General features: G+C 67.9%; 1 pseudogene. It reads right to left on the bottom strand.

Annotated features, from left to right (window positions below):
• Positions 1–262: 262 nt before the first annotated feature.
• A pseudogene (locus FMEAI12_RS00095) lies at positions 263–536 on the bottom strand (ABC transporter substrate-binding protein); the annotation flags it as partial.

The raw sequence follows: 536 nt of genomic DNA, 5'->3' as shown, positions 1-536 counted from the left end.
ACCAGCAGCTCCGCGCCCGCTACTTCGCCTCCCGCGCGACCCGCCCCACCTGGCTACACACCGTCAACCACCCCGCCGCAGGCGGCGTGATCAGCTGACTACAGATTCCGGCCAACTGGGAAAAGCCACATTCCTGTGCCTGGCACCTGATCGTCACGTGGGACGCATGCGCGGACGATCCGCTGGCGGTTCTGGCGCGTCGAGATGACGCCGGGTCAGAGAAACACCGCGTTTTCCTGGACGCCGCAACCGGGGTCCTGGGCTACTTCGCGATCCACAGATCCTCGGGTAGCAGGGAACCCGTACCGTACTGCACGAGGCCGCCGACGTCCTTGCCTGCGATGGCGCCGGGCTCCGCTCTCGTGAAGAAGACCACCGGGGCCAGCTCGGTGAGGCGCTGCTGGACCGTGTCGTAGGCCTTCTCGCGGTCCTGTTCCGATGCGCCTGTCCGCCCCGCCAGCAGGGCGTCGTTGAGCGCCTTGTCGGCGATCCCGGAAAGGTTCGCCGGCGAGTCGCCGCTGAAGGCCGTCCACAGC

Origin of the sequence: Parafrankia sp. Ea1.12 (assembly GCF_900465275.1) — a bacterium.
Lineage (GTDB): Bacteria > Actinomycetota > Actinomycetes > Frankiales > Frankiaceae > Parafrankia > Parafrankia soli.
This window is presented reverse-complemented; position numbering and strand designations above follow the sequence as displayed.